The organism is Leucobacter sp. cx-328, from assembly GCF_014530035.1.
Taxonomy (GTDB): domain Bacteria; phylum Actinomycetota; class Actinomycetes; order Actinomycetales; family Microbacteriaceae; genus Leucobacter.
Genome location: NZ_JACVMX010000002.1, coordinates 94,895 through 116,630, shown reverse-complemented (window position 1 = coordinate 116,630; position 21,736 = coordinate 94,895). Strand labels below are relative to the sequence as shown.

At 62.9% G+C, this 21,736-nt stretch carries 19 protein-coding genes and 1 riboswitch; of the genes, 8 read left to right on the top strand and 11 right to left on the bottom strand.

Features of this window, described 5'->3' with window-relative positions; genetic code table 11:
* Positions 1–10 precede the first annotated feature (10 nt).
* Positions 11–652 (bottom strand): YkoF family thiamine/hydroxymethylpyrimidine-binding protein, encoded by a 642-nt coding sequence (locus ICL81_RS03190; protein ID WP_353055404.1) that lies wholly within the window; start codon positions 650–652, stop codon positions 11–13.
* Between the two features lie 94 nt (positions 653–746).
* Positions 747–856, top strand: a riboswitch (TPP riboswitch).
* A gap of 32 nt (positions 857–888) precedes the next feature.
* On the opposite strand from ICL81_RS03190, the gene ICL81_RS03185 reads away from it, so the two are divergent.
* Genes ICL81_RS03185 through ICL81_RS03175 form a run of 3 tightly spaced genes read left to right on the top strand, consistent with a single transcriptional unit; the run spans position 889 to position 3,571 of the window.
* Positions 889–1,944 carry an ABC transporter substrate-binding protein gene (locus ICL81_RS03185; protein ID WP_188033537.1) on the top strand — a complete coding sequence of 352 codons (1,056 nt, stop codon included), beginning with the start codon at positions 889–891 and terminating at the stop codon, positions 1,942–1,944.
* A complete protein-coding gene (locus ICL81_RS03180; RefSeq protein ID WP_188033536.1) occupies positions 1,941–2,726 on the top strand; it encodes an ABC transporter permease in 786 nt (261 codons plus the stop codon). The genes ICL81_RS03185 and ICL81_RS03180 overlap by 4 nt, the downstream gene beginning before the upstream one ends.
* Complete coding sequence (locus tag ICL81_RS03175; protein WP_188033535.1) at positions 2,723–3,571, top strand: ABC transporter ATP-binding protein; 849 nt, start codon at positions 2,723–2,725, stop codon at positions 3,569–3,571. Before ICL81_RS03180 ends, ICL81_RS03175 begins: the two co-directional genes overlap by 4 nt.
* Before the next feature lie 52 nt (positions 3,572–3,623).
* Here the strand turns inward: ICL81_RS03175 and ICL81_RS03170 are convergent, their stop codons facing one another.
* From ICL81_RS03170 to ICL81_RS03150, 5 genes are all read right to left on the bottom strand, one after another.
* Complete coding sequence (locus ICL81_RS03170) at positions 3,624–4,415, bottom strand: ABC transporter ATP-binding protein (protein WP_188033534.1); 792 nt, start codon at positions 4,413–4,415, stop codon at positions 3,624–3,626.
* A gap of 5 nt (positions 4,416–4,420) precedes the next feature.
* Positions 4,421–5,422, bottom strand: a complete 1,002-nt coding sequence (locus ICL81_RS03165) for an ABC transporter permease (RefSeq protein WP_188033533.1) — start codon at positions 5,420–5,422, stop codon at positions 4,421–4,423.
* A gap of 207 nt (positions 5,423–5,629) precedes the next feature.
* Complete coding sequence (locus ICL81_RS03160) at positions 5,630–6,649, bottom strand: ABC transporter substrate-binding protein (RefSeq protein WP_188033532.1); 1,020 nt, start codon at positions 6,647–6,649, stop codon at positions 5,630–5,632.
* Positions 6,650–6,981: 332 nt separating this feature from the next.
* Positions 6,982–8,052 carry a histidinol-phosphate transaminase gene (gene hisC / locus ICL81_RS03155; protein ID WP_188033531.1) on the bottom strand — a complete coding sequence of 357 codons (1,071 nt, stop codon included), beginning with the start codon at positions 8,050–8,052 and terminating at the stop codon, positions 6,982–6,984.
* A gap of 111 nt (positions 8,053–8,163) precedes the next feature.
* Positions 8,164–8,718, bottom strand: a complete 555-nt coding sequence (locus ICL81_RS03150; protein ID WP_188033530.1) for a YbhB/YbcL family Raf kinase inhibitor-like protein — start codon at positions 8,716–8,718, stop codon at positions 8,164–8,166.
* A gap of 155 nt (positions 8,719–8,873) precedes the next feature.
* Here ICL81_RS03150 and ICL81_RS03145 point away from each other — a divergent pair, with 155 nt between their 5' ends.
* From ICL81_RS03145 to ICL81_RS03135, 3 genes are all read left to right on the top strand, one after another.
* On the top strand, positions 8,874–9,647 hold the full coding sequence (locus tag ICL81_RS03145) for a FadR/GntR family transcriptional regulator (RefSeq protein ID WP_188033529.1): 774 nt from the start codon (positions 8,874–8,876) through the stop codon (positions 9,645–9,647).
* A gap of 64 nt (positions 9,648–9,711) precedes the next feature.
* On the top strand, positions 9,712–10,464 hold the full coding sequence (locus tag ICL81_RS03140; RefSeq protein ID WP_370566840.1) for an SGNH/GDSL hydrolase family protein: 753 nt from the start codon (positions 9,712–9,714) through the stop codon (positions 10,462–10,464).
* Between the two features lie 394 nt (positions 10,465–10,858).
* The gene (locus tag ICL81_RS03135; RefSeq protein ID WP_353055403.1) at positions 10,859–14,521 is read left to right on the top strand and encodes an efflux RND transporter permease subunit; all 3,663 of its coding nucleotides are present in this window, start codon (positions 10,859–10,861) and stop codon (positions 14,519–14,521) included.
* Between the two features lie 110 nt (positions 14,522–14,631).
* Here the strand turns inward: ICL81_RS03135 and ICL81_RS03130 are convergent, their stop codons facing one another.
* Genes ICL81_RS03130 through ICL81_RS03110 form a run of 5 tightly spaced genes read right to left on the bottom strand, consistent with a single transcriptional unit; the run spans position 14,632 to position 18,862 of the window.
* The gene (locus ICL81_RS03130) at positions 14,632–15,126 is read right to left on the bottom strand and encodes a transcriptional repressor (RefSeq protein ID WP_188033526.1); all 495 of its coding nucleotides are present in this window, start codon (positions 15,124–15,126) and stop codon (positions 14,632–14,634) included.
* Positions 15,119–15,997, bottom strand: a complete 879-nt coding sequence (locus tag ICL81_RS03125; RefSeq protein ID WP_188033525.1) for a metal ABC transporter permease — start codon at positions 15,995–15,997, stop codon at positions 15,119–15,121. The genes ICL81_RS03130 and ICL81_RS03125 overlap by 8 nt, the downstream gene beginning before the upstream one ends.
* A complete protein-coding gene (locus ICL81_RS03120) occupies positions 15,994–16,884 on the bottom strand; it encodes a metal ABC transporter permease (protein WP_188033524.1) in 891 nt (296 codons plus the stop codon). The genes ICL81_RS03125 and ICL81_RS03120 overlap by 4 nt, the downstream gene beginning before the upstream one ends.
* The gene (locus ICL81_RS03115; protein ID WP_353055402.1) at positions 16,884–17,687 is read right to left on the bottom strand and encodes an ABC transporter ATP-binding protein; all 804 of its coding nucleotides are present in this window, start codon (positions 17,685–17,687) and stop codon (positions 16,884–16,886) included. The genes ICL81_RS03120 and ICL81_RS03115 overlap by 1 nt, the downstream gene beginning before the upstream one ends.
* Positions 17,688–17,692: 5 nt before the next feature.
* Complete coding sequence (locus tag ICL81_RS03110) at positions 17,693–18,862, bottom strand: metal ABC transporter substrate-binding protein (RefSeq protein WP_188033522.1); 1,170 nt, start codon at positions 18,860–18,862, stop codon at positions 17,693–17,695.
* Between the two features lie 100 nt (positions 18,863–18,962).
* Between ICL81_RS03110 and ICL81_RS03105 the strand changes: the two genes are divergently transcribed.
* Both ICL81_RS03105 and ICL81_RS03100 read left to right on the top strand, forming a co-directional pair.
* Positions 18,963–20,360 carry an amidase gene (locus ICL81_RS03105; protein ID WP_188033521.1) on the top strand — a complete coding sequence of 466 codons (1,398 nt, stop codon included), beginning with the start codon at positions 18,963–18,965 and terminating at the stop codon, positions 20,358–20,360.
* A 22-nt stretch (positions 20,361–20,382) separates the two neighbouring features.
* Positions 20,383–21,705: a YibE/F family protein gene (locus ICL81_RS03100; RefSeq protein ID WP_188033520.1), complete on the top strand. Its 1,323-nt coding sequence runs from the start codon at positions 20,383–20,385 to the stop codon at positions 21,703–21,705.
* The last annotated feature ends 31 nt before the right edge of the window (positions 21,706–21,736 follow it).

The window sequence follows — 21,736 nt, the reverse complement described above, 5'->3', positions numbered from 1 at the left end:
GCTCCCCGGCTCAGTCGGTAATCGTGGTCGGGCTGTTGAGCGAGACCGTGAGATGCGTGGTGACGTGCTGCACGACGGCGCCAACACCGATCCAGCCGTTAGCAGCGGTTGCGAGCACATCAGCAAGGTCGCCGTCGAGTCGCGTCGCGAAGTGGTCTGAGCCCGAATACACTCCGGCCTGCTTCGCCGACTCAATTGCCTCATAAATTGGCGTCATATGATCACCCGTCGAGTCACCGTCAAGCAACGGGTACAGCGACCAGTGCGCGCGAGCTCGCACCCCAGTGGGTACAAGTGCCACCGGCGCAGCCCCCAGCGCCGTGACGCCAGCTGGCAGCGCGCACGTGAGTTCCCCAGGGCAGCCACGCGAAAGCAGAATCGTCGCCGACAGGTGCACACCGGTAGCCGCGGCCTGTGCAATGACCTCGTGCAAGAATTCGAGCACTCGCTGCTCGGCGCCGCCGATGAACGTTGAGATGTCATTGGTCTCAATGGTGAGCCCGTCGCGGTTCGCCTCGGCGAGGGCACCCAAGATGATCCGTACGTAGTCGGAGTCGTAGACCGAAAGCGTGAAACGGGCACCGACGCCGTACTGCTCCGGTGCAAGTGCTGGTGCTGGTGCTGGTGTCGAAGTTGATACTGGTGCGATCACACGATCAACCATAGGGGATTCGGAATGACGCACCTCCGGCCTGACCTGCCTTTCCACAGTGGCCAAGCGCATGGCGCATGCGAGTTCTGTTACGGTGAGCACACACGGGAGTCCGGTAGGCCGGGCTGAGAGGAAGGTCATCAACCTTCGACCGTCGAACCTGATCTGGATCATGCCAGCGCAGGGAGACACTCTTCTACATACCCGTGCCCAGTGAACACTGAAAGGGCACGCACATGCGTCACCACACATTCAAGACCGGTCGCAGCATCGCGGCTACGGCTGCAATCGCCGTCGCAACCCTGGCACTCTCCGGGTGCAGCACGAGCGACGCCGACTCTGCCACTACCTCAGACGGGTCGACAGAGGCCGTCACATTCGCACTGGATTGGGCGCCAAACACCAACCACATTGGCGTCTACGTTGCCGAGGCAGAAGGATACTTCGCCGATGCCGGCCTCGACGTCGAGATCCTGCCATACGGCTCAACCTCTGCCACGCAGCTGGTCTCAGCTGGCGAAGCAGACTTCGGCATTGGCGGGCAGTCTGGGGTACAGATGGCCCGCACCTCAGGCCTCGACGTCCTTTCGGTCTACCGCGTGACCCAGACCGATACCGGACGCCTGGTGGCCCTGAACGACCGTGCAGACATCACCCGGCCGAAGGATCTCGACGGAATGGTCTTCGGTGGATTTGGCGCGCCCCTCTTCCCAGCACTCGCGAAGTCAACGATTCAGGGTGACGGCGGCACCGGCACATTCGAAGAGGTCGTGCTCGATACCGGCGCGTATGAAGCCTTGTCGCAGGGACGCATCGACTTCACGCTCTCGGTCGCGACGTGGGAGAACCTGCAGAACGAAATTGACGGCCACCCATACCAGGCATGGCGCTACCAAGACTTTGGCGTACCCGTGCAGCAGTCAACCGGCATCATTTCGAGTGATGCGTATCTTGCTGAGCATCCCGATGCAGCCCGCGCATTCGTTGGCGCCGTGGCGAAGGGCTACCAGTTCGCCGCTGACCACCCTGAACAGGCAGCCGAGATGCTCATCGACGCGAACCCTGACACTTTGGGCACGGCTCGCGAGCTCGTGCAACGCAGCGCCAAGCTCATGGCCGAAGACGGCTACCTCGTGCAGGAGGGCCACGCAATCGGTGCGGCAAACCCTGACGCGTGGAACGACTTTGGCAAGTTCCTCTTCGATGGCGGCTTCTTGGCTGATGCTTCGGGAAAGCCGGTGACCGTTGAACCTGACTGGAGCACCTACTACACCGACGAACTGCTCAAGTGACTCAGCCGCGTAGCGCGCGGGTAGCAGCCGTCGTGCTGCCGCCCGCGCTCGCGTGCTGCGTGCTATTTGGCGTGTGGCAAGGAGCCACGCAGGCAGGGCTGGTGCCGCCAGAACTGTTGCCATCTCCGACAAGGATTGCCGAGGCGGGATTCGCTGAGCGTGACGCGCTTCTGCGGCACCTGGTGCCAACGCTGACCGCCACCGTCGTCGGATTCGGACTTTCGGTGGCCGTCGCCTTTCTCGCGGCGGCACTCCTCGATTTTTCGCAGCTGTTGCGACGGGCAATCTTGCCCATTCTTGTCGTGAGCCAAACCCTGCCGCTGATCGCGCTTGCACCGCTTGTGGTGCTCTGGTTTGGGTTTGGCCTACTCCCGAAGGTGCTCCTCGTCGCCTTTGTCACGTTCTTCCCCATGGTCGTCGGACTGCTTCGAGGCTTCACCGAGGCCGACCCTGAAGCCGAGGCGCTACTGCGTTCGATGGGGGCTGGAAGATGGCAGGTGTTTCGCCTGCTCCGCCTCCCGGCGAGTATTCCGTCCTTCTTCTCAGCGCTCCGTATCTCGATCACCTACGCCGTAGTCGGAACAATCTTCGCCGAGTATGCGGGCGCGGTCGCCGGACTCGGCGTGTACATGCAGTCAGCGAAACATGTGTTTCGTACAGACCTGGTGCTCGCAGCGGTCACGATGAGTTCGGTACTGACGCTCACCCTCTATGGGGTCGTGATGCTCATCGAACGCATCACCGTGCCATGGCTGAGAATCGAACGGGGGAAGGTCGCATGAGCGCGCAATTACTTGAGCTTGATGGCATCTCGGCCGGATTCGGCAGCCATCGCGTGCTCGACGATCTACACTTGCAGGTTGCGCCAGGCGAGATCGTGGCGCTGGTTGGCGCAAGCGGAAGCGGCAAGTCAACGCTGCTATCCCTCCTGACCGGAGCGGTGCGCGCGAGTGCGGGAGAGATCCGCTACGGCGGCGCCGTGATTTACCCGGCGGCGATGGGAGCGCACCGACCCTTTGCCGCAATGCCGCAGCGCGACGTACTGCTGCCATGGCGCGACATGGTGGAGAACGCGAGCATCGGACTCGAGGTTGCTGGAGTGCCCAAGCGGGAAGCCCGGTCCCGCGCAGCCGAGCTCTTCGCTCCCTTCGGCCTCACGGGAAGCGAGGCGCAGTTTCCCCGACAGCTTTCAGGCGGCATGCGTCAGCGCGTGTCGTTCCTGCGCACGGTCGTGCAAGAAAAGCCCGTACTGCTGCTCGATGAGCCGTTTGGGGCGCTCGACGCGATCACTCGCGACGACCTGCAGCGGTGGCTCCTTGCAATCTGGGAACAGCATGGCTGGAGCATCTTGCTCATTACCCACGATATTCGCGAGGCCGTGCGCCTTTCCGACCGTGCACTCGTGCTTGGTCGGGCTGGCGAGGTCGGTGAGGCAGGCGGGCGCGGTGGGCACGGTGGGGCGCGGATCGTGGCGGAAGTCCCTGTCTCCCGAGACATTCCACGCGATGACCGGTTCGTGCTCGACCCTCGGGTACCGGTGCTCGAATCTCAGCTGCAGGCCGCGCTCGGACGCGTGCACGCACGAGACACGATCGCACCCGGCAGCGCAGACGAACGCGGGAAATAGCAAAAGGCGGGCCTGCTCCCACGAGCAGGCCCGCCTTTCGACTGCAGTGATGTTACGAGAGCAGTGCGCGATCGTCGAGCTGTGCGCCCTTGATCTTCGAGAACTCCTCGAGCAAGCCAGCAACGGTAAGCGTCTTCTTGCGCTCGGGATCAGCCGAGAACACAATGCGACCCTCGTGCATCATGATGAGGCGGTTACCGAGGGCAAGCGCCTGCTCCATGTTGTGCGTGACCATGAGAGTGGTGAGACCGCCCTGGCCGACAATGCGAGCGGTGAGGTCAGTCACGAGCGCCGCACGCTGCGGGTCGAGCGCAGCGGTGTGCTCATCGAGCAGCAGGATGTCGGGGTTCGTGAAGCCCGACATGAGCAGCGAGAGCGCCTGGCGCTGGCCGCCTGAAAGCAGGCCAACCTTTGCGGTGAGGCGGTTCTCAAGGCCGAGCTCAAGCGACTTGAGGTCTTCACGGAAGCGGTCACGCTGGCCGCGCGTCAGCGCAGGGCCGAGGCCACGGCTCTTGCCGCGGCGCACCGCAAGTGCAAGGTTCTGCTCGATCGTGAGATCGGGCGCGGTACCCGCCATGGGGTCCTGGAACACGCGACCGACGTACTTTGCGCGCTGGTGTTCCTTGAGCTTGTTCACGCGGTTGCCTGCGATGTCAATCGTGCCCGAGTCAACCGAGTAGCGACCCGAGATCGCGTTCAGCAGCGTCGACTTACCGGCGCCGTTCGAACCGATGATGGTGACGAAGTCACCCTGTTCGAGGGTCAGGCTGATCTCGTTGAGCGCGCGACGCTCGTTGACAGTGCCGGGGAAGAAGGTCTTGGAGATGCGTTCAATCTGCAGCATGTCGATTAGCCCTTCGCGTTCGCAGCGTCGATTTTGATGTTCTCGGTGGTCGACGGAGTCGAGTCATCGAAGAGCGCGGTGTCACGGTCTTCTGCTCTCGAGACCTTGCCGCCGCGGCTCCAGAGCGAGGGCACCTTCTTGAGGAAGCCCCAGCGCGGCAGCAGCAGCGCGGCGATCACAAGCAGCGCCGTAACGAGCTTCATGTCGTTGGGGTCAAGGCCAGCCTTGAGCGCCAAGAAGATGATCATGCGGTAGAGCACCGCACCGAAGATAACCGCAAAGGTTGCAACCCAGATGAAGCGCTGACCGAAGATCGCCTGGCCGAGGATGACCGACGCGAGACCGATAAGGATGAGACCGACGCCCATGCTGATGTCGGCAAAGCCCTGGTACTGAGCGACAAGCGCACCACAGAGGCCGACGAGGCCGTTCGAAAGCGAAAGCGTAAGGATCTTGGTGCCGTCGGTGCTGACGCCGAAGCTCGAGATCATGGGGCCGTTGTCGCCAGTCGCCTGGATAGCGAGGCCAAGGTTCGTCGACAGGAACCAGTCAACGATGAGCTTCACGATGAAGACACCGGCGAAGATGATGAGGACGCTCCACCAGCTCTTGCTGATGCCTGCGTTATCGATCGGAGTAAAGACGGTGTCTGCGCGAAGCAGGGGCACGTTTGATGTGCCAGCGACGCCTTCCTTGGTGCTACCCATGATCCGCAAGTTGATTGACCACAGGCCGATCATCGTGAGGATACCGGCGAGCAGCCCATCGATCTTGCCCTTGGTATGCAGCAGGCCGGTGATGGCACCTGCGATGAGACCAACGCCAAAGCCAGCCGCGGTCGCAAGGGCAGGATTGAAACCAAGCACGATCATCGATGCGGCGGTTGCGCCACCGGTCGTGAAGCTACCGTCAACGGTGAGGTCAGGGAAATTCAGCACACGGAAGGTCAGGTAGACCCCGAGTGCCATCACTCCGTAGAGCAGGCCGAGTTCGAGCGCACCGATCATGCGGTTGTCCTATTCATTGTGGTTTCCCGAGCGGTTACGGGCTTCTTCGTGTGGCAGTCACAGGAATCTGTGTCACGCCACACTGTCTGTAAATAAGGGTACCGGCCAATCGCGTATTTACGATGGCCGGTACCCCTAATGGTGAGCTTGCGCTTACCGCTGGTGGTGTTCCTCCGCGTCTATGCGACGGGAACCACCCGCAACGTCTTACTTCGAGACGTCGGTGCCCTCAGCGGTGATCGACTCGGGCAGCTCGATGCCAATTGCCGCTGCTGCAGCCGAGTTGTAGGTGCTCGCGAGGGTGTCAGCGAACTCAACCGGCATGGTTGCGGGCTCAGCCTCACCCTTGAGGATCTTCACTGCCATCGCACCGGTCTGCTTGCCGAGTGCGAAGTAGTCGATACCGACGGTAGCGAGCGCGCCACCCTCAACGGTGCCAGCCTCTGCTGCAATAACGGGAATCTTATTGGTCTCTGCAACCTTGACGAGCGACGCGATGCCAGCAACAACGACGTTGTCGGTCGGGACGTAGAACGCGTCAACCTTGCCGAGCGCCTCAGCTGCCGACGAGATGTCTGCACCGGTGGTGACGGTCGAGGTCTTGATCTCGAGGCCGTGCTTCTTTGCAACCGCGGTTGCGTTCTTGACCTGCACCTCTGAGTTCACCTCGCCCGAAGCGTAGACGATACCAACGGTCTTTGCGTCGGGCTTGATCTCCTTGAGGAGCTGGAACTGCTGCTCGAGGGCTTCCTCGGGGACAGCGTCGCTGGTGCCGGTGACGTTTGCGCCGGGGGCTTCGTTCGAGGTAACGAGCTGCGCCTCGACGCCGTCGGTAACAGCGGTGAAGAGCACGGGAATCTCGGTAATCGAGTTCACTGCTGCCTGCGCCGAAGGCGTCGCAACTGCGAGTACGAGGTCGAGGTCCTTGTTGCCAGCGAAGCTCTCAGCGATGGTGCCCGCGGTGGGAACCTCCGCCTGTGCGTTCTGCTCGTCGAAGATAACGGTCTCGCCCTCAACGTAGCCAGCTTCCGTGAAGGCTTCCTTGAAACCTGCGGTCGCTGCGTCGAGTGCAGGGTGCTGCACGAACTGGCTAATGCCAATCGTGACGGAGTCTGCGCCTGTCTCGGAACCCGAGTCAGTGCTCGCGCAGCCGCTGAGCGTGAGAGCGGCAGCAGCAGTCAAACCGACTACTGCGAGCGCGCGACGTGAGAAAGATGTCTGTCGCATGGGTGTGGATCCTTACGGGTTGGTCAACGCCACGGGAAATCTCCGAGGCTGAACGGCCGCAACTCGCTCCCAACAGGACCAACGCGTGCCGTCTTTGCACACGTCCAGGACCGCAGGGTTGTCGCCACCGCTGCAAGCATCGTATGCGCGAAGACACCACGGTTTCAAATGTCTGAGCCACCGTTTTGGAAACGGTTGTCGTTTTGTGATGCGGCGAGCGCGACAACACCCAGTTGCGGGCAGCGCTTCCCTTCTCGCAATCTAGTTGCCCTACAGACCTCGTCTTATGCAACAGAATTGCGAGGCGGAAGCAATGCCCGCCACCGAAACGGTTAGGCTGCGAACTTCGCAGCAACCTCGAGCACTGCGTCATTCTCGAGGGGGAGGCCGATTGAGATGCGCATGCCGGAGCCCGGGAAGTAACGAACCGAAATGCCGCGCTCTGCAAACTGCGTCGCGAGCTCGTCGCTGCGCTCACCAGCCGGCAACCACACGAAGTTCGCCTGCGAAGGCACGAAGTGGACACCGAGCTCTGCGAGCTTTGCTTCCAGGCGTTCGCGCTCTGCAACGAGCTGGTCGACGCGCTCCTGCAGCTCACCCTCAGCTTCGAACGACGCGAGCGCGCCCTCCTGAGCGAGCGCCGAGACCGCGAATGGAATCGAGACCTTGCGCAGGTCATCTGCGAGCTCAACGGGGGCAATCGCGTAGCCGATGCGCAGGCCGGCAAGGCCGTAGGCCTTCGAGAAGGTGTGGAGCACAACGACGTTCGGGAACTTGCCGAAGTAGTCGATGCCGCGGGGTGACTCAGCGCCGCGGTCGAAATGCGTGTACGCCTCATCGATGACCACGACGACGTTCTCAGGCACGCGGGCGAGGAAGCGCTCGAAGTCTGCGCGATCGACCACCGTGCCAGTCGGGTTGTTCGGGTTGCAGACGAAGATCAGACGAGTGCGGTCGGTAATGGCATCGGCCATCGCATCGAGATCGTGACGTGCGCCGGCGTCAAGGGGCACCTCAACAGGCACGGCGCCCGCCGAGCGCACGAGAATCGGGTAGGCCTCGAACGAACGCCACGCAAACATGACCTCGTCGCCGGGGCCTGTTACCGCGTGAATGAGCTGACCGGCGACCTCGACCGAGCCCGAGCCAAACACGACGTTTTCGTACTTCACGCCAAACCGAGCAGCAACTGCTTCGCCGATCACCACGGCACCGTGATCGGGGTACCGGTTGATCGCGGCTGGCAAACACGCCTGCACGCGGGCCGCCACCGAAGGCAGCGGATCATACGGGTTCTCATTCGACGACAGCTTTGCACTCAGACCATCATGGCCAACGGGTGCAGGCTTACCGGGACGGTATGCAGCAACGTGTTCGAGGCCGGGGCGTGAGGGCAGTGACATTGTCGGCTCGCTTTCGCAGGAGAGCTCGACGCCGAAGCGCTGAGCAGAGGAGATTGACGTTGCAGCCAGGCTACTCCCCCAGTTCTCCTGCGAAGCCGCGATTGCAGAGTTTTACACAGCCTGGCCGTACTCGCCGGTCGCCACGAGAATCGCACGACCGATGACAGCGTCTCGCATCATGAAGCCCTGAACTGCCGGAGTAACATCTGCCGGCACATCGATGTGAGCAACGTTGAGTGCGTGGACAACGAACCAGTAGTGGTGCACGCCGGTGTGCTCGGGCGGCGCAGCGCCCGTGAAGGCGGGCTCCCCCTTCTCGTTGCGGATCATGTAGGCGCCGTCTGGGAGATCCGCGCCCCCGATCGCCCCAGCATTGGCACGCAACTCACGCACGTCAGCGGGAATGTTCGCCACCGCCCAGTGCCAGAAGCCTGAACCGGTGGGAGCGTCTGGGTCGTACGACGTAATCGCGAAGCTCTTCGTACCCTCTGGAACATCTGTCCAGGAGAGCTGTGGGGATTGGTTTGATCCGCCGGCATATTCTGCATACAACTCAGCGGGCATCGGCTCGCCCGCTTGGATTGTCGCGCTCGTGAGGGTGAACTCTGGCACCTGACGCATGAGCGCATATGGGTTCGCGGGACCGCGACTAGCAACCTGGGACATCTGACTCTCCGAATTCCGTCCGACTCCGGCCACCTCGCCGGAAGGGGTCACAACTATACTGACTCATACTGTGCTTCCTCGCGAGAGCGAACCCACACGAAGCCAGTCACACCAGCGTCAATCACGAGCAGTCGTGAGTACAAGGAGGCGAAGCAATGGCTTCCACTATGGGATCAGATCGTGCGCGCGGCGCACTTGCGTACCTTCGACGCCAAATCACCACCGGAACTTGGCCCGTCGGCAGCCGAATTCCCATCGAGCCCGAGCTCGCTGAACAGATGGGCGTCGGCCGTTCAACCGTGCGAGAGGCTGTGCGCTCACTGGCGAGCGTCGGCATGCTCGAAACCGCACCCGGCCGCGGCACCTTCGTGCGTTCGGCCACCCCGACGAGCTCGCTGCTCAACGAGTTCCTCAATGACTTCACGCTCGAAGAAATTCTGAGCTACCGTCGCGCGCTCGAAATCGAGGCCGCGCAACAGGCTGCCCTGCAGCGCACCGAGGAAGACATCGCCGCGCTCGAAGAGGCCGCAAAGGAAGAGATGGGCTGCACCCGCTGCCCCGTCCTTGGCATGATCGACGGCTCTGATACGACCGCGTTCAGCAGCAAGTTCCACCAGCTCATCTTTGACGCTGCGAAGAACCGCCTGCTGTCCTCGCTCTACGCTGGCATCAACGATCAGCTCCGCACCCCCGAGCACCGCGGTCGCCTCGCGAACGTCGCAACGGGCGCCGAAATGGAGCAGGACCACGCTCGCGTCTTGGACGCGATCCGCCGCCGAGACTTCATCGACGCAGTGCACGCGATGGTCGAACACGTTGACCACGACGTCGTCATCGTGAACGAGCAGAACGAGATCGTGCCGCCGCTCGTGCGCAGCCCCGAGGCGCAGCAGCGCATCGACCAGGCGCGCGACGCACAGAACGTATAGGCGCGCTTGCGGCGCTAAGAGCCGCGCGCGCAAACCGCAGTAATTGAGGTAGGGAGTGGGCGTGATCCGCTACGTCGCAATCGGAGATAGCTTTACCGAGGGCGTCGGTGACGAGCGACCAGACGGATCAGTCCGTGGCTGGGCCGACCTCGTCGCGCAAGGCCTCGCGGACGCCACCGGCGAACCGATCGAGTACGCCAACCTCGCGATCCGCGGCCGCCTCCTCGGCCCGATCATCGCCGAGCAGGTCGAACCCGCGCTCACTCTGAAACCCACGCTCGTGAGTTTCAACGGTGGCGGCAACGACATGCTCCGCCCTGGCACCGACCTCGAGTCGGTCATCGCCCAGACCGACGCTGCCCTGCGCCGCATCCAGGCATCGGGCGCGGAGCCCCTCCTGCTCGCAGGCGCGAACCCAACCGTCGGCCTGCCCAATGGGGCGCGGATCAGCGCCAAAGGTTCAGAACTCGTCACCGCCGCGGGCGTGACCGCCGCCGCGCTGGGGCTTCGCTACACCGACAACTGGTCAGACCCCACGCTCGCGCAGCGCCAGTACTGGTCACACGACCGTCTGCACCTCGCGCCCGTCGGTCACCACCGCGTCGCCACCAATGTGCTGCGCACCCTCGGCCACGATGCCCCGGCTGATTGGATGATTGACGCGGATCCGGTCGCGAAGCCCACGTTCCGCGACGAGCTCGCGTTTGCTCGGCAACATGTGGCGCCGTGGATCAAGCGGCGCCTGACCGGCAAGTCGAGCGGCGACGGGCGCACTGCGAAGTACCCCGGGTGGGTGCGGGTGTTCCCGCGCGGCTAGGTGGTTCGCCCCCTTTGCCCTTCGGTATGAAAAAGGGCCTTGGGTAAGGTCGATTCGGCGATATTCGCCCGACCGAAGGCGTTTTTGCATACAGAGGCGAAACTGCGCACGCCCTAGCCGCTCAGGTTTGCCGTAGATATGTAATCGGCCCTCAATATGTTCTTTGGCGGCGGATTCTGCATATGGTTGGCGGATCGCATATCTACTGCAAGGCCCGGGCGCAGCGCCTGCCCGCGTCGGCGCGCGTCGGCGCACTTCGGAGCGACTCTGGCCCGACCCCTGACGCGCGTTGGCGCTCAAAGCAACGCTTGAACTCCTCAATGACCCCGGGGTACCGCACGGAATGGTACCTAGGGACGATGCGCCTGCTGGCCTCACTTGGGAGTATTGTCTGGTGTCAATCCTCACTCGCGCCAGTCTGAAAAACCGCCTCCTCGTCGGCTTGATCACTCTCGCTGTAGCGGTCATGGGCCTCGTGTCCATGACCTCTCTCAAGCAAGAGCTCATGCCGTCCATGCAGGTACCCGCCGCCTATGTCATGGCAGATTCCAAGGGGCTTGCTCCTGAAGAAATGTCGCAGGCCGTCACGGAGCCGCTCGAGCAGGCAATCTCTGCCGTGCCAGGCGTCTCCAAGGTGACCTCGACGACTTCAAGCGGCTCGACGAGTATCAGCGCCGAGTGGTCGTTCAAGGACGGCGACGATGAGACGTTGCGAGCGATCCGTGGCGCAGTTGACGCGGTCAAGCCTGGCCTGCCGAAAGATGCAAACGTTCAGGTCTTCTCTGGTGGCTCTGACTCGATGCCTGCCCTCATGCTCAGCGCGGGCGACAAGGCAGCGGCCACCGGTACTGAGGAAGCCGACGCTGCCGCAACAGCCTCAGCATTCGTCGACCGCCTGAATAGCCAGGTCGTCCCTGCACTCGCAGCAGTGCCTGGCGTGCAGCGCGTAGATCTCAGCGGTGGCCAGCAGGAGCGGATCGTTATCGACCTCCGGCCAGCGGATGTCGCAAAGCACAAGGTAGAAACAGCCCAGATTCAAGCGGTGCTTGCCACGCTGGGCTCGGCTGCCCCCGCAGGCGAGGCTCAGTCTGAGTCAGGCCAGCTCTCGGTCACTGTTGGCGATAAGCTCACCTCTCTCGACCAGATCAAGGGCGCACCCCTCAGCACTGAAGACGGCGTCATCCAGCTGTCAGCAATCGCCGATGTCAAGCTCGAGGCTGAGCCCATCACATCAATCGCGCGCGTGAACGGCAAGCCCTCAGTGAACCTCGAGGTTTACCCCGCCCAGGGCGCCAATGTGGTCGAGATCTCGAAGGGCGTCAACGCCGAGCTTGATCGACTCGCGCCGACCGTCAAGGCAGAGTTTGTGGCACTCTTCGACCAGGCTCCTTACATTGAGCAGTCGATCCACGATCTCTCGGTCGAGGGCGGCCTCGGTCTCCTCTTCGCGATCCTGGTAATCCTCGCGTTCCTTGGATCGTGGCGGTCAACCATCATCGCGGCCGTTTCGATTCCGCTTTCGCTTCTCATCACCCTCATCGGTCTCTGGGTGAGCGAAAACACGCTGAACATTTTGACGCTCGCAGCACTCACCATCGCGATCGGCCGAGTGGTCGATGACTCGATCGTGGTCATCGAGAACATCAGCCGTCGCCGCGGAACTGGCCCCCTCACGGTCGAGGGCGTCGTCGCTTCAACGCGTCAGGTCGCAGGAGCGATCACGGCGTCGACCCTTACGACCGTGGCCGTGTTCCTCCCGATCGCACTCGTCTCGGGAGTCACGGGGCAGCTGTTCAGGCCGTTTGCGGTTACGGTGACGATTGCGTTGCTGGCTTCACTGCTCGTCGCGCTCACAATCGTTCCCGTCCTGGCTTACTGGTTCATGCGCGGCTCCAAGAATCGTGTCTCGGTGCAGACCGCGGCAGTCACTGGCGAGGGCGCGGATCCCAGCGCCACCGCAAACGAAGTTCTTTCAGAGGCCGATGAGGTCGCCTCTGAGACGGATCGCCTGCAGCGGGCCATCATGCCCGCGCTCAATGCAACCAGGCGCCGTCCCGCACTGACGCTCACCGCTTCAGTACTTATTCTTGTGGCGACGTTCGCAATGTTGCCGTTCGTGCAGACTGACTTCCTCGGCTCCTCCGGCCAGGAAACTCTGCAGGTCACCCAGACGCCACCCGAGTCTGGTGACGCCGCGCAGCTCATCAAGGCTGCTGAGCCCGTCGAGCAGGCACTTCTCAAGGTGTCAGGCGTGCAGGACGTCGTCACAAGCGTCTCCCTCGGTGGCAGCACCCCGGGTCTGCCGACCTCGATTTCGTACACCCTCATGCTCAAGGAGGGCGTCGACGCCGAGAAGACCGGCGAAGCAGTTGAGGCGCGGATGCAGAAGCTCAAGGGGGCTGGCGAGATCCGCCAAGCAACCAACGATGCATTTATAGCAGGCGCAGGCGGCAGCGATATCTCACTGCAGATCAGCGGCAAGGATCCCGAGGCGCTGCGCAAGGCGAGCGACCTGCTTGAGGAGAAGCTCAAGGAGAGCGACGGCGTCAAGTCCGTCCGAAGCGAGCTGCAGGGCGAACAGCCCGTCATGAAGGTCACGCTCGACGAGATGAAGGCTGCCCGCCTCGGCTTCGACCGCACGTCGGTTGCCGCCGCGATTTCGAACGCGCTCGAGGGCGAAACCATCGGTCAGCTCATGTTCGAGGGTCAAGATCGCTCGATTCTGCTGCGCACCCCTGGGACTGCGCGATCCGCCGAGAAGCTCGGTGAGATCTTGCTCCCCGTCACCCCGCAGCAGACCGCTGAGGCGCAGAAGATCGCCGCTGAAGCGCTGCAGAAGAAGGCAGAGGCCGAGGCCGATGACGCGCGCTCGAAGGCCGCTAATGAGATCTCGCAGCAGATCAGTGATGCGGCGGATCAGCGCAGTCAGCTGAACTCCCAGCTCTCGGAGCTGAACTCGCAGCTGGCGCAGCTCTCAAAGGCTCCGATCATGCCCGGCAAGCCACAGACCCCTGACGAGCAGGCGGCCCAGCGCGCACAGGAAGAACGGCAGCAGCAGATTGCCGCGCTCCAGGAAGCGATCGCCGGCGCCCAGGGCGGCATTGCCGGTCTCGACGCGCAGATCGAAGGTCTTTACGAGGCACGCGAGCAAGCTGCGCAGGCAGAATCCGACGCGAAGGCAGCGCAGGACGAGCAGGAAGCGGCTGCGAAGGTTCGCGGTACCGCCATTCCGCTCAGTGCAATCGCGACGGTTGAAGAGGTACTCACCGCGCCATCGATTACCCGTGCCGGCGGTGAACGTCAGGTGACCCTGAGCGTGACGCCGAAGGCTGGCGGCCTCGACGCCGCAAACGCGGCCGTGGCGTCTGCGATTGAGAAGACGCAGCTACCCTCTGGCGTCACGTTCGAGCTGGGTGGCGTGACCGCCGAGCAGGACGAGGCATTCGCGCAGCTCGGCGCTGCGATGCTCGCCGCGATCGCGCTCGTGCTCGTGGTGATGATTGCGACGTTCAGGAGCTTCCGCGGGCCGATGATTCTGCTCGTATCGGTTCCGTTCGCGGCGACTGGTGCGATTCTCAGCCTGCTCATCACTGGCACTGCGCTCGGACTTCCCGCGCTCATCGGTCTGCTCATGCTCATCGGCATCGTGGTCACGAACGCCATCGTGCTGCTCGACCTTATCGGTCGCCTGCGCGAGGGCGGCGAGTCCTTGGCAGACGCTGTCGAGCACGGTACGCGTCTGCGCTTGCGTCCCATTCTGATGACCGCGGCTGCGACGATCTTCGCGCTCATTCCGATGTCTCTCGGCCTCACCGGTGGCGGCGTCTTCATCTCGAAGCCGCTCGCAATTGTTGTGATTGGCGGCCTGATCTCGTCTACGCTGCTCACGCTGATTCTGGTGCCGGTGCTGTACACGCTCGTCGAGCGCCGCCACGAGCGGAAGCGACTGCGTCGCGCGCGCAAGCGGGCACGGGGCATTGTTGAGGCGCGCCGCGTTGCTGCGTACCGTGCAGGTAGTGCTGGTGCTGGTGCTGGAGCTGGGGCAGGCGACCGCTAGGTCTGATTTACCCTAGGTATGCAAAAGACCGTAGGGTAAGACGAATTTCACGGAAAACGTCTTACCCTACGGTCTTTTTGCAGATGAGGGTGAAAAGAATCGCGAGCGCGCTAGACGCGGGCCGCCTGACACTTCTCGCACAGGCCGAAGAGGTCGACTACGTGGTCGATCTCAGCAAACCCATGCTCGGCGCCGACGTTGCCCGCCCAGTCTTCAACGACCGAGGCTTCCAGCTCTCGGGTTGCACCACAGGAGCGGCAAATGAGGTGGTGATGGTGATGGTGCGTTCCACAGAAACGGAAGATGTTCTCACCGTCAGGCGAGACGATGACATCAGCTTCACCTGAGTCAGCAAGATCAGAGACAGCCCGATACACAGTTGCGAGGCCAATGGTTGAGCCCTGCGCGCATAGGCGCTCATGCAGCTCACGGGCGCTGACGAAGCCGCGGTGCTCGACGAGCGCAGCGCGCACCGCCTCACGCTGCCAGGTATTGCGCTTCGCCTTGGGCTGCGCATCCTGGCGCTCCCTGGACGCCGACTTTGGTGCCACTTTGAGTGCCGGCTTGGGTGCCAACTCGGGCTGCGATACTTGTTGATCAGGCATGCTGACCATCACCTCCACATTCGGTCTGCGGTTCCACCGTACCCAAACGCGCGCCGCCACGGGCACGAAGCTGTGCGCTTCGCACGAAGCCCACAAGTGCTCGTCCCGCGAGCGCGGCAATATAGACCGCAGTCGCCACGAGTCCAACTGCACCGCCTGCAGCGAGATCAAACTCACGTGAGACCCACAGACCAAGCAGGCCAGTCACGACTCCCAGGGCAGCCGCAATGGGAGGCACCCAGGTGATGGTGGGGGCGATGATCCGCGCCGCTGCCGCAGGGGCAATCAAGATTGCAACACCCAGGATCGCGCCCACCGCGGGCATGGCCACAACAACCGCGGCAGCGATGACGCTCGTCACCACGAGCTCAACCGAGGCCGTGGAGAACCCTGCAGCGGTGTAGCCCGCAGGGTCAAAGGTCTGGAACAGAATGCGGCGCCGGAAGAGCCACACGACCATCACAGACAAGACCAGAACGACACTGGTCGCGACAACGTCAGAGGGCGCGACACCAAGCGGCGAGCCAACTAGCAGTGCCTCGACCGGCACCCCAAGCCCTGGGTTGAGGCCGGTGAGCAGCGTGCCGAGGGCGAAGCCAAATGCCAGTACGACGCCGCTCGAAACCTGAGAGCCTTGGCCGGGCACCTTCGCGAGGAGCCCCATGATGGCCACAAGGACGGCAGCGAAGAGCGCCTGACCGATGAGCAGATTCCAGCCGGCGAGGGCGAACACCACACCACCGGGGAACGTCGCGTGGCTGAGCGCGACCGCAAAGAATGAACGGCGGCGCAGCACCACGAGTGTTCCAGCGACACCTGCCAGGAGGCCCAGCAAAGAAAGTTCAATGGCTGCGAGTGCGAAGTAGCTCATGCGTTACCCCTGCCGTTCCAAGTATTGCGGGGCGCGATACCGCGTACCGCAAGCGCAATTACGTATGCCGCAATGAGCATGAGGACGATCAAGGCCCCTGGTGAGGCCGAGGCCCCTGCCCGCACCGACCAATCAAATGAGAACCAGAGTCCCATGATGCCGGCAGCAAGTGACACCAGCACCGCGAGCGGCACAAGTAGGCCGAGGCGCTTGGTGAGCAGACGAGCGACTGCCATTGGCACCACCAGTACCGCAATCACCATGAGCACTCCCAGCGCTTGCACACCAGCCACCACGGTCAGAGCGACCGCGATGTTTAAGGCTAGGTCTGTCGCAAACGGGCGGAAGCCCGCTGACTCAGCACCGACAGGGTCAAACGCCCGCATGAGCTGCGCACGACGGGTGACCAACACGATTGCAACGGCAATAACAGCGACAATAATGATTTGCCAGAGGACATCGCTTGTCACCATGAGGATTCGTCCGAAGAGCAACTCTTGCAGCTGTGACACGTAACTGCCGCCGCGCGAAATGAGCACCACTCCCAGGCTAAATAGACCGGTGAGAACGACGGCAACGCCAGCGTCTGAGCCCCCGCGCCGATCGGTCAGTGTGAACAAAGCTGCGGCGCCGAGTGCGGCGATCGCTGCACCTGGCAGAATGCCGGCGGATCCACCGAGTAAAAAGCCAGCCACAAGGCCGGGGAACACCGCGTGCACAAGGCCGTCGGTCACAAACTCCATCTCGCGAAAGCTCACGAACAGCCCCACGATGCCTGCTGCGACTGAGATCGCAATCACGGCAATGAGGGCACGGCTCATGAACGGCATGGAGAACGCGTCGAGCACTGAGTAGTCAAGGCCTACGGCCGCCACCAGAAATACCATCAGGGGGTATCCACTTCGTGGGTCGTTGTTACGGTGTGCTCATCGATCTCAACGGTGACTTCATGGAACGCGTGCTTGACGGCATCGAGTGTGAGCGCTTCATCAAGCGGGCCAAAGGCCGCCGGATGCCCCGGCTCCCCCGGCACGTGCCCCGAGGCAAGGAGCAGCACGTGCGTGCATGCCTCGCGGGCAATTTCGAGATCGTGCGTCGATACGATGACCGTGCGCTTCTCCTCGCGCTGCGCGCGCACCAGCTCCAACAACACGTCGCGGTTTTCGCGGTCAAGGCCGTTGAACGGCTCATCGAGCAACAGCAAACGCGGCTGCGAGACAAGTGCACGGGCCAGAATGCCACGCTGCTGCTGCCCGCCAGAGAGCTCACCGAAGAGCCGGCCGGCGTGATCCGCCAACCCAACGTGAGCAATCGCGGTATCGATCGCCTCGCGGCCCGCGCGCCCAATTCGGCCAAAGGCGCCTGCCTGTCGGTACAGGCCCATCGCAACGACCTGACGCAGTGTAAGCGGCAGGCTCGTATCACGTGCATCCGACTGCGGGAGCACCCCGATGTCGCGGCGAGCTGCGGCGGGAAGCCTGCCGAGCACGTGCACGGTGCCTCCCGTCAGATCGGAAAGCCCAAGGAGCCCACGAAGCAGTGTGGATTTTCCTGAGCCGTTCGGTCCGATCAGTGCAACCGCCGCCCCCTCAGGCACGTCAAGGGTGAGGTCGTGCACCCGAGCTCGACCCGCGTACCCGAACGCTGCGCGGTCGAGCGAGATTGCGGCGGTTGCTTGATTGCTTGTCACGAGGTTCATCCCTCCATTGCGGCGTCTACTGCGGCGGGCGGATCAGTAACACTGCCACCCCAGGCCTCAATAATTGCTCGTGTGTTATGTACGGTTGCCCCGACGTAGCTCTCTGCACCGGAGCCCGCAGAGCCCAGTGAATCGGCGTATAGCGCGGTGTCATCGACGACCGTGACGTTTGCCTCACGGGCGATCGTTTTTGCAAGTTTCGGACTCATTGAGGACTCCACAAAGATGGCTTTTACGCCGCGTGCGTGAATCTGTTCAACAAGTGCATCAATCTGGGCTGCACTTGGCTCAGCGTTGTCTTCAAACGAAGGCAGGATCGCACCGGCGAACCCGATTTCGTAGTCATGCAGGAAGTAGCGAAGCGAATCATGCCCACTCACGAGAACGCGGTCAGCTTCGGGAACAGCGGCGAACTGCTCAGCAGCCCACCGGTCGAGCTCGGTGAGCGTTGCGATGTATTCTTCCCCGCGCTTCGTGTAGTTCGCAGCATGCTCGGGATCCGCCTGTGCGAAACCGTCTGCAATCTCAGACACCATTCCCTCCGCGTAGCGCGGAGCGGTCCACAGGTGCGGGTTGGTGTCACCGTGGTCATGACCGTCGTGATCATTCGCGGTTTCGCTTGCAACCTCGTCTGCGTGTTCAGCGTGGTCGTGATTCGCCTCATCGCCGTGGTCATGGTCATGCTCATCGGCGTGATCATGATCGTGGTCATGAGCAACAGCATCGGCCGCGGCAGCAGTTCCGCTCGCCTCGTCCTCACCCTCGGCCGTGATCTGCTTTGCCTCCGCGAGATCAATACCATCGGCAGCAGTGATGATGACGCCGGAGAACCCTGACGCTTCCACCGCGCTGTCCACGAAGGATTCGAGGTTTGCGCCGTTCACAACGAGCACATCGGCCTGTCCGAGTGCAAGCAGGTCTGCGGGAGTCGGGTCGAAATGATGCGCGGATCCGCCCGCCGGGAGCAATCCCGTAACCTCAGTGTCGTCCCCACCCACTTGAGTGGCGAAGTCGGTGAGCTGCGTCGTTGTAGCGACGACTTTCAGTTTGTCGTGCTCAGCATCTGCAGCGTTGGTACCGCAAGATGTGAGCAACAGTGTCGCGGCAAGCGCGATTCCAGTGGCCCCGAGCATCTGAGCTCGCTTGGTCAGTGAATGGTGACGCATAACGTGTCTTCCTAATTGAGAACGATTCTCGTTCTAGCAATGCGCCAACTCTAACCCTTATTGATACCCGTTCGCAACAAGGTGCTCATATGCTGGTGTCATGTCCGCGCTTCCCGACTCAGCATCCGAGCTCACCGCCGCCCTCCGCGCTGGCGAGATCACCGCCCGCGAAACCACAGAGCACTACCTCGCGCAGATCGAGACGCACGCAGACCTCGGCGCCTTCGTATCAGTTTCCGCAGAGCAGGCCATCGACGCCGCAGGCGAGGCAGACATCCGTCGGGCCGCACTCACCCGCGAGGGGCGCACGGCACTCCCGATCTTGCACGGTGTTCCAGTGGCGCATAAAGACCTCACTGCCGTCACTGGCTCACCCACGACCCGCGGCAGCGCGACGAGCGTGCCCCTCAGCCCCTCGCGCATCGATTCCCCCGGCGTCGCCACCCTGCGCGCGGCCGGCACGATCTCCCTCGGCAAGACCCAGGTCCCAGAATATGGACTCACCGCATATTCCGAGAACCGCATAGCTCCCCCGGCCCGCAATCCGCTCGATCCAACCCGCACGCCAGGTGGCTCGAGCGGCGGATCCGCTGCCGCGGTCGCAGCCAGACTTCTCCCCTTCGCACCCGGGAGCGACGGCGGTGGATCGATCCGCATCCCCGCCCTTGCCTGTGGGCTCATCGGCCTGAAGCCGGGGCTAGGCACAATCCCGACTGACCTTGCGAACGGCCCACGCGATGAATTTGGTGCGCCACAGCTCACTGTCTCCGGCCCCCTTGCGCATACCCCCACCGACGCTGCCCTGCTCGGCGACGCGATGCGCGGCGTTTCACGTGCAACGGCGCCAGGAGCGTGGAGCCTCGCCGTGCGTCGGGCGAGCGATCTCACAGGGGCACGGATCGGCGTCAGCACCACCTCACCATTCGCCGACACGTACAACATTGCCCTCTCGGACGATGCCAGTCAGGCACTCGACATCGCCGTGCGCAAACTCGGCAACCTCGGACATCACCTCGAAGAGACCGCGTTCAGCTACGGCGACTACGCCGAGACCTTCGGCAAGGTATGGACGGCAGGGCTCGCCCTGCTCGAATTCACACCCGAGGAAGAATCGTTGCTCATGCCGCTCACCAGGGTCTTCCGCGAGCGCGCATTGCAGCGCGGCGAGGCCATCAACCGCGCAGCGGCGGCACACCTCCACTCCCACGCACAGCACATGCGCGCGCAGTGGGGACTCACAGACTTCGTACTCACTCCAGGCTTGGCGATGACGGCGCCTGCCATCGACGCATTCACACGCCTCTCCCCCGACGCCGACTACGAACTGCAGTGCCAGTGGGCGCCATACACGTCGATGGTCAACGTCGCCGGGCTCCCGGCGATCGCCGTGCCCATGCTGCGCAATGCCGATGGCATGAGCATGGGCGTTCAGCTCATCGGTCGCGCAGGGTCAGAGGCCGCACTCCTGCAGCTCGCAGAGCAGCTCCTCAACACGTAACCACCCGAAAGGCAGCGCTCGCATGCACTACCACCACCGCGAAGACCGACCGTCGATCTTCCCACTCAGGAAGCCAACTCGTCGATCCGCAACCCTCGCCGGCATAGTTCTGATGATCTTTGTTGCGACGATTGCCGCCACGGTCGCCCTGTGGCCAGCGAAACAAGACGTGCCACGGCAAGAGTCGGGGTCGGTAGCGAGCGGGGAGGTGGTCGATGCCCGCGTCACGCACGTCGAAGCCGTGGCCTGCGTACAGCCGCAGCTGCAGGGCGGCGGACAGGCAAGTGGACAGGCCGGAGGACAAGCCGGCCAAGAAGCGCAGGCAGGTGAGCAAAGCGTCGATCAGCAGTCGATTGCCGACGCCCCCACGGCGACCGATTGCCTGAGCGTGCGCGCTCACCTCCCTGTCGGCAAGCCAGTCGCGTTCTTTATGGATGCCGAACGCGCCAAGAGCCGCCCGATTGCGGTCGGCGACGCGGTACGACTCATCGCGCATGAGTACTCCGTTGGCGACGAAACCGTCACAAATTACTCGTTCTACGACTACCCGCGCGGCGGCAAGATGCTCGCCGTCGCCATCTTGTTCGTGCTCGTCGTCGTGCTGGTAGGCCGGGTACGTGGCGGGTTGGCGCTGATCGGCGTCGGCGCGGCCGTCGCGTTGCTCGTCATGTTCATCCTGCCGGCAATTCTCGCGGGCCACTCACCTGTGCTCGTCGCCATCGTCGGCTCCCTCGACATCATGATCATCGTGCTGTACCTCGCCCACGGGTTCTCACACCGTACGACCGCGGCTCTTTTCGGCTCGATCTTCGGCATCGTGTTCACCGCGGTCGCGGGAGCTATGGTCACGCGCTGGCTGCGATTCACTGGCATCTCCACCACTGAGGAATCGAGCCTGTCCATCTCGGTGCCGGGCATTCAGATGAATGACATCCTGACGGCAACAATCGTCATCGCCGGGCTTGGCGTGCTCAATGACATCACGGTGTCCCAGGCCTCCGTTGTCTGGGAGATGCGTGCACTTAACCCACACCTCTCACGTCGCCGCATTTACGCGTCAGCCATGCGAGTTGGTCGCGATCACATTGCCTCGAGCATTTACACCCTCGTCTTCGCTTATGCCGGATCGATGCTCGTCGTCCTCCTCCTCATCTACGCATTCCCGAAGGACCTCATCGAGCTCGTCACCTCCGAGCAGCTGGGCCAGGAGGTCATTCGCACGCTCGTGGGCGCCACCGGCCTCGTCCTGTCGATGCCGGTCACGACCCTCTGTGCGATCTGGTTCACCAAGCCGGGCGCGGATCACGCCAGCTCCGCCCCACCACCCGCACATGCGCAGCACTAGAAATACACACTTGCAAGATACCCTAGGGGGG